The organism is Sphaerisporangium sp. NPDC051011, from assembly GCF_040653595.1.
In the GTDB taxonomy this organism is placed as follows: Bacteria; Actinomycetota; Actinomycetes; order Streptosporangiales; family Streptosporangiaceae; genus Sphaerisporangium.
On record NZ_JBFAGG010000033.1, the window covers coordinates 21,705 to 32,885 of the forward strand.

At 69.9% G+C, this 11,181-nt stretch carries 9 protein-coding genes; 3 read left to right on the forward strand and 6 right to left on the reverse strand.

Translation table 11 applies throughout. The features are described 5' to 3' along the window. Window positions 1-8: 8 nt before the first annotated feature. The 3 genes from AB0H21_RS40175 to AB0H21_RS40185 form a co-directional block, all read right to left on the reverse strand. Complete coding sequence (locus AB0H21_RS40175; protein WP_358527171.1) at window positions 9-1,418, reverse strand: amidohydrolase family protein; 1,410 nt, start codon at window positions 1,416-1,418, stop codon at window positions 9-11. Then, a complete protein-coding gene (locus tag AB0H21_RS40180) occupies window positions 1,415-2,845 on the reverse strand; it encodes an FAD-binding oxidoreductase (RefSeq protein WP_358527173.1) in 1,431 nt (476 codons plus the stop codon). The genes AB0H21_RS40175 and AB0H21_RS40180 overlap by 4 nt, the downstream gene beginning before the upstream one ends. Before the next feature lie 159 nt (window positions 2,846-3,004). Further along, window positions 3,005-3,778: an IclR family transcriptional regulator gene (locus tag AB0H21_RS40185; RefSeq protein ID WP_358527175.1), complete on the reverse strand. Its 774-nt coding sequence runs from the start codon at window positions 3,776-3,778 to the stop codon at window positions 3,005-3,007. An 89-nt stretch (window positions 3,779-3,867) separates the two neighbouring features. Here AB0H21_RS40185 and AB0H21_RS40190 point away from each other — a divergent pair, with 89 nt between their 5' ends. Then, window positions 3,868-5,505, forward strand: a complete 1,638-nt coding sequence (locus AB0H21_RS40190) for an FAD-dependent monooxygenase (protein ID WP_358527177.1) — start codon at window positions 3,868-3,870, stop codon at window positions 5,503-5,505. Window positions 5,506-5,945: 440 nt separating this feature from the next. On the opposite strand, the gene AB0H21_RS40195 is transcribed toward AB0H21_RS40190, so the two are convergent. After that, window positions 5,946-6,653: a TetR/AcrR family transcriptional regulator gene (locus tag AB0H21_RS40195; protein ID WP_358527179.1), complete on the reverse strand. Its 708-nt coding sequence runs from the start codon at window positions 6,651-6,653 to the stop codon at window positions 5,946-5,948. A gap of 250 nt (window positions 6,654-6,903) precedes the next feature. Between AB0H21_RS40195 and AB0H21_RS40200 the strand changes: the two genes are divergently transcribed. Both AB0H21_RS40200 and AB0H21_RS40205 read left to right on the forward strand, forming a co-directional pair. After that, window positions 6,904-7,713, forward strand: a complete 810-nt coding sequence (locus AB0H21_RS40200) for an SDR family NAD(P)-dependent oxidoreductase (protein WP_358527181.1) — start codon at window positions 6,904-6,906, stop codon at window positions 7,711-7,713. Continuing rightward, window positions 7,710-9,032 carry an FAD-binding oxidoreductase gene (locus AB0H21_RS40205; RefSeq protein ID WP_358527183.1) on the forward strand — a complete coding sequence of 441 codons (1,323 nt, stop codon included), beginning with the start codon at window positions 7,710-7,712 and terminating at the stop codon, window positions 9,030-9,032. The genes AB0H21_RS40200 and AB0H21_RS40205 overlap by 4 nt, the downstream gene beginning before the upstream one ends. A 177-nt stretch (window positions 9,033-9,209) precedes the next feature. Here the strand turns inward: AB0H21_RS40205 and AB0H21_RS40210 are convergent, their stop codons facing one another. Both AB0H21_RS40210 and AB0H21_RS40215 read right to left on the reverse strand, forming a co-directional pair. Beyond that, window positions 9,210-10,154, reverse strand: coding sequence for a ribonuclease Z (locus tag AB0H21_RS40210; protein ID WP_358527185.1), 945 nt, complete (start codon window positions 10,152-10,154; stop codon window positions 9,210-9,212). Between the two features lie 171 nt (window positions 10,155-10,325). Beyond that, on the reverse strand, window positions 10,326-10,916 hold the full coding sequence (locus tag AB0H21_RS40215) for a YetF domain-containing protein (RefSeq protein ID WP_358527187.1): 591 nt from the start codon (window positions 10,914-10,916) through the stop codon (window positions 10,326-10,328). Between the last annotated feature and the right edge of the window lie 265 nt (window positions 10,917-11,181).

The window sequence follows — 11,181 nt, forward strand, 5'->3', positions numbered from 1 at the left end:
CCAATAGGTCAGGAGAAGAGCCCGGCCCACACGCTTTCGATCTCGGGCCTGGGCAACTTGTCATAGCGGGCGCGAACGTTCGCGGCCGCGTCCGTGATCCGCTGATGGAGAACGCCGAGGTCGTCGCGTCGCAGGAGACCGTCCCGCTTGACGACCTCACCCTCGACGAGCACGGTGTCGATCTCGGCCGGCGAGGTGGTGAACAGGACCGCCGCGGCGGGGTCGGTGTAGGGCTGCGCACCGAGCGGGTCCGGCCGCACGAGGACGATGTCGGCACGTTTGCCGACGCTCAGGCTGCCGATCGTGTCGGCGAGCCCGAGCGCCTCGGCGCCGTCGAGCGTGGCGAGGGCGAGAACGTCCCGCGCGGTGTATCCGATCGAACGAGGTGGCTTCGGGGATCCCTGCGCGAGGGCGAATCGCTCGACCTGGAGCAGGAGGCGGGCTTGTTGCAGCACGTCGGCGCGGGCGTAGTTCGACAGGTCGGTGCCGATGCCGGCCGCGCCACCGGCTTCCCGGAAGCGCAGGGCCGCGAGCGGGCCGATGCCCATCCCGCACTCGATGTCCGGCGTCGTGCACAGGGAGACTCCCGCTTCGGCCAGCTTCGCGAGGTCTTCGGCGTCGATGTGGTTCCCGTGCGACAGGCACGTGCGGTCTGGCCAGACATCGTCCGCGCACAACTCGGCGAGGACGCCGTGCGGGCCGGAGTCCACCCAGTGACCTGTCACGAGGAACGGCGACAAGGCGCTCGCGCGCGAGAGAAACTGGCGTACCAGGCTTCCCGGCAGGTACGGCGTGGTCTCTGGCAGCGCGACACCGAACCGGAGCCGCTGCCGGTCACCGGCGAAGTAGGTGTCCCTGATCCGCGCCGCGTTGGTGTCGTGCCACTCGTCCGGCAGACGGGTGAGCACATCCTTGATCTCGCCGGAGTCGACGTCGTCGCCGTACACGGGGACGTTTTGCAGCGCGTAGCAGAAGACGCCGCCGACACCGCTGTCCAGGAGGCCGCGGGCGAGCGCGTCGCTGATGGCCGGACTGCTCTGTAGGTGGCAGTGGTCCACCACGGTCGTGATGCCCGCCGAGAGCGATTCCAGCCCGCCCAGCAGGTTGCCGAGGTACGCGCTGTCCTCGTCGTAGCAACCCGAGTACAGCGCTCGCGCTTCGAGCATGTAGTCGGACAGAGACCAATCCGCCGCGACACCTCGCAGCAGGCTCTGCCACACGTGCCGGTGGCCGTCTACGAGGCCGGGCATGACGATCATGCCCGAGGCGTCGATGACCTCGGCGCCGGGAGCGCTGATGGTCCCGTGCCCGGCGACCGCGGTGATGATCCCGTCCTCCACGAGGACGTCCCCGTGGGGCAGGTCTCCGATCCCCGGATCCATGGTCACTACGTGACCGTCGCTGATCAGGGTGGTCATGAGCCGAGCTCCTGCGCGGCCGCGAGGATGTTCTTGTTGTAGGCGAAGCGGTTGTTCGGGTCCCAGGCCTTCTTCAGCGCGACGAGCCGGCGCCATTTCTCGTCGGTGCCGTACGCCCGGGGCAGCCACTCGGCCCCTCGATGCGTGGTGAGGTTGATGTAGGCGTTCGGTGTCGCCCAGCGGCGCAGCAGTTCGTCGGTCTCATGGACCCAGTCCAGGTGGGCGGTGTCGTCGGCCGGGTCGTCCCAGTGGGCCGACACCTCGTACAGCCATTCCGCGCCGGTGCGGGAGAACGCGGTGGCGTCCTCCGGGTGGTCGAAGATCGCGCCGCCGAGGATCGGCAGGGTGATCAGGCAGTTCACGGAGGGCGGTGTGGTACGCGGACAGGACGCCAGCTGCTCGAGCGCGACGTTCGCCAGGTCGGCGTCGATGCGGGACATGTACCCGCCGCGCAGATATTGGGGGCGACCAGCGGGTTCGAACGGGTCGGCGATGCTGTTCGCGTGCGTCCACGTCGACTCGGCGACCTGGGTGACCAGCGGGCGTGCCAACGACCACAGCCCCGCGGTCGCCGCCTCGTACTCCGCGAGGTCGCCGGTGTAGATCACGAGCATGGCGGCGATGGGCGTTCCCACGACGGCGTCGGGGATGCCCGGCAGAGGCGGCGCGTTCAGCAGGATCAACGCGATCGCCAGCTCGCGGGGGGCCTCGGCCATGACCGCGTCCAGGTTCCCGAACAGCTTCGGGGCATCGTCCGCCGAGTAGAACACCAGCCCGCTCATCACACTCGGGCCCACCGCGTGAGCGGTGAACGTGATCGACGTGACGACTGCCAGGTTGTGGCCGGCGCCGCGCATTCCCCAGAACAACTCGGGATGCGACTCGGCCGAGGCGGTGACTCTCTCGCCCTGCGCGGTAACGACCTCGAGGGAAACGATGTTGTCGACGGTCGCGCCGAAGCGGCGGGTCAGGTGACCGATTCCGCCGCCGAGCGCGAGCCCGGTCGCGCCCGTGTCGCTGACCACTCCGGCGGGCACGACGAGTCCGTGTTCCTGCCCGGCCGCGTCCAGCTCACCGAGCAGCACGCCCGGCTCGATGGTGACCAGCCGGCGCTCCGGGTCGACATCGATGTTCTTGAGCTTCGACAGGTCGAGCACGAGCGCGTCTCCGGGCATGGCCATGCCGTCGATCCCGTGGCCGCCGGACCGGATCGCGATCGGCACGCCCTTGTCGTTCGCGTACGCCACGGCGATGGCGACGTCGTCACGGTCGGCCGCCTGGACGATGAGCGCGGGGGTTTCGTCGCGGCGCAACATGTTCCAGATCTGCCGTGTGTGGGCGAAGTCGGACTCGCCTGCGCGCAGGACCCGGCCTTTGAACGTGGCGGGGAAGTCGGCGAAGCGCGGATCCTTGACCGTGTCAGGCACTGTTGCTCCTGTTCCACCGATGACGAATCGGTGCGCATCATGGGCGTGACGGACGAAAGGGCCTGTGCGCGGCTCGTTCCCGATCAGCCGTGCGCGGCGATGCTCAGTCTTGACGTGATGCGAAGCGGCCAGAGCCGCGATTTCAATGGTTGAAACAAGTCAGAGCGCACGGGACACGGCGCGGCCCGCGGCGATGACAGGCTGTTTGAGCGCGGCCATGGAAATGGCGCCGGTCGGCACGACCACGGCCAGCGCGGCCACGACGGACCGCTGTGGTCCGGCAATGGGAACGGCCACCGAGGACATCGGCTCGGGCCGGTCGAGTGAGGCGACCGCGACACCCTCGCGGTAGACCTCCACCAGGCGCCGGCGGAGTTCGGCTTCGGAGAGAGGACGGCCGCCGTCCGGGCGGCGGCGATCACCGGCGAGCACCGACTCCCGTACGTCGTGCGGCGCGTGCGCCAGCAGCACGAGCCCGACGCTCGTGGCGTGCAGCGGAAGCCGTCCACCGACGCGGAACAGGACCTTGCCCGCCTGCGGAGCCGAAAGCCGCTCCACCAGGACGGCCTCCATCCCGTCAGGCACCGCGAGCAGAACGTGCTGTCCCGTCAGCTGGTGGAGTTCCTCCATGACCGGGAGTGCCGCGGAGCGGATCCCGTGCCCGCGCGGCGACAGCGTGGCCACTTCGAGCAGGCGCAGGCCGATCACGAACCGGCCGTCGTCGTGGCGTTCCAGCGCACCCCACTCGGCGAGCCTTCGTGCCAGGCGCAAAGCCGTCGCCTTCGGCAGGTCCGCCCGCACGCTCAACTGGTCGAGCGACAGCGCCTCGTGCCCGGGGCCGAACGCGGCCAGCAGCCGCAGCCCGCGGTCGATGACCGGCTCGCCTCGCGCCGGCTTGTGTCCCCGTGCCGGGCCCTGAACGACATCGGTCATGCCGATCGTCCGTTCTGTGCACCGGAGTCCGCGGATCGCTGAATGAAATCCCGCTGGTGGGCCCTGTGCCGGTGGCTGAGGCTTGGCGTATGCCCGTACCCGCAGACACATACGCGAACGACGATGCCGAGCCGGCCACCGATGTCATCGTGGTCGGCGCCGGACCGGTCGGCCTGACCCTGGCGCACGAACTCGGCAGCCGGGGGGTCGGCGTCGCACTCGTCGACCCGCACGACCGGCCGGACGAGTCCTCGCCCCGCTGCAAGCAGCTCAACCCACGGTCGATGGAGCACTTCCGCAGGCTCGGCCTGGCCGACGCGATCCGTGACGCCTCGCTGCTGCCGTTCGGCTGGTCCGACTCGGCCGTGTTCTGCACCACCCTCACAGGTCCGCTCGTCCAGCGCTTCGGCGGCGTCTTCGCCACGTCCGACGTCCCGTGGTCGGTACTGCCCGAACCGGCGCAGTGGACCGCCCAGTTCTCCGTCGAACGTGCGCTGCGCGCCGAACTCGCGACCAGGCCCACGGTCACGCCCCACTGGGGCAGCACGCTGGTGGACGTCGACCAGGACGCCGGCTCGGTCACCGCCACGCTGCTCGACGACCGCGGCGGCATCACCCGGTTGCGCGCCCGCTATCTCGCCGCCGCGGACGGCGGACGCAGCACGACGAGGCAGAAACTCGGAATCGAGCTGAGCGGCAGCAGTCACGGCGTGGAGAACTTGCAGGTCATCTTTGACGCGCCGGGACTCGCCGCCCGGCACCGGCACGGTCGGGCACTTCAGTACTGGATCCTCAACGACGAGATCAGCGGGCTGATGGGCCAGCTCGACACCTCCGGCAAGTGGTGGGCGATTCTCATCGACGCCCCGAACTGGTCGTCCCATGTGTCGACGCGGCGAGCCGTGCAGGCGCTGATCGGCGCGGACGAGCCGCTGCGGATCGTCGCGCAGACGCCGTGGACGGCCCGCATGCTGCTCGCGGACCGCTACCGCGAAGGTCGCTGCTTCCTCCTCGGCGACGCCGCGCACCTCAACCCGCCGTGGGGCGGCTTCGGCGCCAACACGGGCATCGGCGACGCCGTCGACCTGGGCTGGAAGATCGCGGCCATGGTCGACGGCTGGGGCGGCGAGGCACTGTTGGCCTCTTACGAGACCGAGCGGCGTCCATTCGCGGTGTCCGCGATCGCCGCCGCCAAGCACAACATGGCCGTCCTGACCCCCGAACTCAGCACGCCGGAAATCACCGGCCATGGGGAAGAGGGGGAGCAGGCGCGACGTCATGCCGCGGAGGTGATCGCCCGGAGCAAGTCGGCCGAGACGTACACACTGGGGTTCACGCTCGGCACGGGCTGCCCCGACTCGCCGCTCGTACTGCCGGACACCCGGCACGCGCCACTCTCGGTCGGCTCGGTGTACCAGCCCTCGGCCTGCCCCGGCATGCGGCTGCCGCACCTCTGGCTCGGCCCTGGGGTGTCGCTCTACGACCGTCTGGGCCCGGGATTCACCCTCATCGAGTGCGGCGTGGCTTCCGCATCGGACGGCTTGAAGGCCCAGGCGAGCCGGCGTGGCGTCCCGTTGACCGTACTGCCGATCAACCGCCCGGATGCGGCCGCGCTGTTCGATGCCTGGTACGTGCTGGTCCGGCCGGACCAACTGGTCGCCTGGCGGGGCGACGAGCTGCCCGAGGACGTCGGCTCGTTGCTGGATCATGTCCGCGGAGTGATCTAGGTGCCAGAGCATGTAAGACCTCCCGTCCACCGCAGCATATACCGCTAACAATCGAATGTTAGCAGCGAACCAATGGGGTGCCGCCGATGGTTTTGTGTGACCCAGGCCATCGGTGACCACCTCGTCACCGGTGGCGTCAGGGTCTCGGGCCCGCGCGGCACAACCGCGCTGCGAGTTCCTGGGAGTTCACCGGCAGACGGACGGACATGGACACGGCGAAGGCTCCGATGTCGGTCCGGACGGCCTTGGCGGCACTGCCGCTCTCGCGGTGCCGCCGCGGGGAAGAGCACAGTCAGTCAGGGTTTGATCGACGGCTATGCCCTTGGCCGCGCGCGTCCGAACTCGGCCCCGGCACATCCGCGCGTCAACTCCTGGCGGCCGAACAGCCACCAGGAGGCCGGCTCCCGCGTCGTGTACGACGCGTGCCGCCGCCGGAGAGTTCAACCGGCATGGGCGATCCGGTTGAGCCAGGCGCGCAGGAGTGCGGACTCTTCGGTGGTCAGCGCGTCCGTCTCGTCGAGCAGCGCGCGCAGCGCGATCGCGGCGCTTTCGACGCCCGGCCTGATCGGTCGGGGTTTGTCGACGGTGATCGCGGCGATCACCGCCTCCCGGGCGGCCTTCGAGAGGGTCAGGTCGGGTTCGTCCTCCGGGGTCGCGAGCAGGGTCAGTACGGTCCCGCAGCCCGAGGCGAACACCAGCCGCACAGCGAGGTGTTCGCTGACCCGGAGCCTGCCCGCCTGCGCGATGTTGTGGATCCGCGCGGCGAGCGGCGCGACGGTGGTGCGGGCCGCGAGGGAAGGACGGCTGGCTCGGGGGGTGCCGAAGACGACCGTGTAGAGCGCGGCGTTGGCCAGGCCGAAGCCGACGTGCTCGTCCCAGCCGAGCCGGAGCGCTTCGACCGGGTCGGCGTCCGGGTCCGGCTCGGGCCTGCCTGCGAGATAGAGCTCCATGCCGTGCGCGGCGACCGCGTCGATGAGGCCTTGCTTGTCGCCGAACAGGCGATAGATCGTCGGCGGTTGCACGCCCGCCGCGGCGCAGATCGCGCGGGTGGAGAGCGCCTCCGGGCCGCCTTCGGTGAGCAAGGAGGACGTCGCTTCGATGATCCGCCGGCGGGTTTTGGCCGCTGGGGCGGGAGACCTGGGTGCCACTCCCGCAATGCTAACCGTACGTCGTTAGCGTTCGCACTCGGCTGTGGGCAGGCTCATCAGGTGCCGGTCATATTGACAAGATTTCCCGTTTAGCGTACGCATGTCCATGCATCGCTAACATAAAAACGATGTCACTGATAACCGTCCCTGGGAGGGCTCGATGATCACTAGGACCGGACTTCCCTGCCGCAGAAGCCACCGGGCTGCCGGATGCCCCGCCGCCGTCGAGAACCGGCGGGAGAACTGAGTCATGGCCGGACGTCTGGAGGGCAAGGTCGCCCTGATCACCGGAATCACCTCCGGCATCGGCCAGGCCGCGGCCCGGCTCTTCGCAACCGAGGGTGCGCTGATCGCAGGCTGCGGTATGCGGCCCGAGGGCTTGAAGGAGACGGTTCGGCTCGTCACCGAGGCAGGCGGCACCATCGCCGGCGCCGCGCCCGTGGACCTGGGGGAGCCCGCCGCGGTCACGGCGTGGGTGAACGGGGTCGTCGAGCGGTTCGGCCGCATCGACGTGCTCTACAACAACGCCGGCAGTCACGCGATGGGGCCTTTCGGTGCGGCGCCGGAAGAGGACTGGCGCGTGACGATGCGCAACGACCTGGACCCCACGTACCTCACGACCCGGGCCGTCTGGCCGACGATGTGCGCGCAGGGCGGCGGGGTCATCATCAACACCGCCTCGATCATCGCCTCGCGGGCCACGGCCGCACCGATGAGCGCGCACGGCGCGGCGAAGGGCGCGGTCGCCGCGCTCACCCGACACCTGGCCGTCGAAGGCGGGCCGCATGGCATCCGAGTCAACACGCTCAGCCCCGGCCTCACCCGCACCGGCCAGACCGAAGGGCTGCTGAGCGACCCCGACAACCCGTTGGTGCTCAACCAGATCAGGCTGTCGCCGCTGGGACGGGTCGGGACGCCGGAGGACGTCGCGAACCTCGCGCTGTTCCTCGCGTCGGACGAGTCCTCCTACATCACGGGTGCGAACGTCGTGATCGACGGCGGCCAGACGCTGAGCATGGGGATGTTCTTCGAGTCGGCGATGACCGGCGGCGGGCGATGACCGAGACGTACCGGCGTGGCGACGACGGGTATGAGGCGGCGCGGCAGAGCGCCGTGTGGAACGACCGCAAGCCCGACAGGTTCCCGGATGTCATCGTCGTGGCGAAGACCGAACAAGATGTCATCGACGCCGTGGTGTCGGCCGGCGAGCAGGGACTACGGGTCAAGGTCCGCTCGGGCGGGCACAGCTGGACCGCGTCCGCTGTGCGCGACGGCGGGATGCTGATCGACATGTCCCAGCTCCGGGAGATCACCTACGATCCGGAGAGTCTCACGGCGACGGCCCAGCCCGGTGCCTACGGCGGTGATCTGCTGAAGGTGCTCGAACCGCACGGCCGGTTCTTCCCGAGTGGGCACTGCCCGACCGTCGGGCTCGGCGGGTACCTGCTACAGGGTGGATTGGGATGGCAGTCGCGCCTGCTCGGCCCGGCGTGCGCGAGCGTCCTCGCCGTCGACGTCCTGACCGCGCAGGGCGAACTCGTCCACGCCGACGAGCACCAGAACAGCGATCTGTACTGGGCCGCGCGTGGCTCCGGGCCGGGCTTCTTCGGCATCGTCACGCGCTTCTACCTGCGAACCCATCCCAGGCCGCCGGTGACCATGGCCAGCGTCCACGTGTACCCGCTCGACGTATACGAGGAGTTGCTGACCTGGGCGATTGAAACGGGGCCGGACCTCGATCCGCGCGTGGAGATCCTCTTCCTCGCGACCAACCCGCGGCTCCCGGACGGTCGGCCCGCCCCCGGGCCGACCGCCATCCAGATCATCACCTGCGCCATGGCCTCGACCGAGGCCGAAGCACTGGACATCCTGTCACCGCTCGACACCAACCCGGTGATCGACTCCGCCCTCACCCGCGCGACGTTCCCGGCCACCATGGACCAGATGTACGCCGCCGTCGACGCACTGGAGCCGTCCGGGCACCGCTGGCTCGCCGACAACATGTGGACCGATGCCGGCGCCGACGTGCTCGTCCCGCAGCTGCGCGAGCTGTTCACCACGGTGCCGAACGAGATCTCCCACGTCCTGTGGTACCCATGGCCCGGCCACCCGATCGACGCCGCGTTCTCCAACACGGGCCGCTTCTACATCGCCGCGTATGCCGGGTGGGACGATCCGGCGCAGGACGACGCATACGTCGGCTGGGTGACCGGCCAGATGCGGCGGCTCGAACCCCTTTCCAAGGGCATCCAGCTCGGCGATGAAAACCTCGTCAACCGGCCGTGGCGCTACCTCGCCGAGGACAACGAGCGACGCCTCGAGGAACTGCGCGAACAGTACGACCCCCACGGGCGGTTCTTCGGATACCTCAGGTTGTGACGGGCCGGTCCGACAGCGGCACCGCCCGGGCAGGCGACTGCGGCGGCGTGAGCGGTGACCATACCGTGGTACCGCCGGGTCCACCCGGTCACGGCGCAGCGCACGCAGGCCGACGGGATGATGCTCATTCTCGCCGGCCAGGGAGCTCGACACGTTGGAGCCCGAGGCTGCCGCCGCCTATGTGCCATCGGCCCACTCCCCGCCGGCCGCGCGGCGGGGAGGGACGGGGACGCGGATCAGGTCCTCGGCGATGACCAGGTCGCCGTCGAAGTGGCGGCGGGCCTCCGCGGCGAAGGCTGTGGCGTCGGGGTAGCGCTGGCTGAAGTGGGTCAGGACCAGGCGGCGGACGCCGCTCTCGCGGGCCACGCGGGCGGCCTGGCCGGCGGTGAGGTGGCCGAACTCGTGCGCCAGGCGGGCGTCTGCGTCCAGGAACGTCGACTCGATGACCAGCATGTCGGCGCCGTCGGCGAGAGTGTGGACGCCCTCGCACAGGCGGGTGTCCATGACGAAGGCGAACCGCTGGCCGGCCCGGGGCTCGCTGACCTCCTCAATGGTCACCGTACGCCCGTTCACGCGGATGCTTCCCTCGCGCAGCAGCTCGCCGACGCGGGGGCCGCTGACGCCGAGGGCCGCGAGGCGGTCGCGCAGCATGCGGCGCCCGTCGGGCTCGACCAGCCGGTAGCCGTAGGCCTGGACGGGATGGTCCAGCGGGTGGGCCTCGATCCGGCCGAAGGCGCCCTCGGCGATCACTCCGGGGGCGTGCACGGGCTGGGCTATGACGGTGGCGGTCTCGTGGTAGGAGCTGGCGTGCCGCAGGCGTGCGAAGTACTCGGCGCCCGAGGCCGGGAAGTGGGCGTACACCGGGTGCGGCACGCGGTCCAGGGACAGGCGCTGGACGACGCCGGGCACGCCGAGGCAGTGGTCGCCGTGGAAGTGGCTGATCAGGATGCGGGTGACGTCGGTCGCGGCCACCCCCGCCAGGATCATCTGCCGCTGGGTGCCCTCGCCCGGGTCGAACAGCAGGCCCGCGCCGTCCCAGCGGAGCAGGTAGGCGTTGTGGTTGCGGTTACGGGTGGGCGTCTGGCTGGCGGTGCCGAGGACGACGAGCTCGCGCGTGGACACCTGCGCCACGATAGACCCCCGGACGCTCCCGGAGCTCCAGGTTTCCTGTGGCGGCGACACGCGGGACATCGCCGGGCTCGCGGGGCCGGGTACGAGCGCGGGACTTTTATGAGCGCCTGCCCAGAAATCACCTAGATGCACGTAACGATGGAAATCTTCGACCTGTGATGTTCAGGCGCCCTGCGGACGGCCGTCGCGCGACGCCGCGAGGGAGGCGAGCAGCGCGTCGATGGCGTCCAGCCGACGGTTCAGCGCGGCGATGTCCGCCTTGTCGGCGCTCTGCTCCTCCGGCCGCAGCGTGAGCACCAGGTGCCCGGTCTCGGCGAGCTCGCCGACCTGGACCTCGCCGATCTCGTCGCCGTTCTGGATGCGCACGGCGTGTTCCAGCTCTCTCGTGGACAGCGCGAGGCGGCGCAGGTTCTCGGTCACGGGGCGGCCGTCACGGATGACGATCGTCGAGGTGCCCTGGACCAGCCGCGACACCCACGCGTACCGCACGGCCAGGTGGTTCAGCAGCTCGTTGGTGACGACGAGGGTGACCGCGCCGACGACGCCGCCCACCAGGCTGTTGTCATTGCCGATCACCGCGTTCTGCACGACGTTGGACAGCAGGAAGATGACCACGAAGTCGAACGTGTTGAGCCCGGCCATGTCCCGCTTTCCCGCCACGCGGAAGACCACGACGATCAGTGCGTAGATCAGGACGGTCCTGAGCAGCTTCTCAGCCAGCGGGATCTGGAAGGTGAACATGTCGTGCCACACGGAGGTCTCCTCATCGGAAGCGTCGCGCCGATCCCCCCGCCGCGCGGGCGGAGGTCCGTACGGAGCGGACCCCGTACGAACCTCCCATCATGCAGTGCCTATGGCCGCGCCTCCGGCACGGCGGTTCGGGGCGCCCTTTTAGGCGGCGTTCTTCCGCCCTCGCGGGCAAGGGATCGTTCCTCACCCTTGCCCGCGAGGACTCCAGAACACCGCCGCGCCCCGAACAGCACTTATGACCGCGCCTCCGGCACGGCGGGTTCTCAGG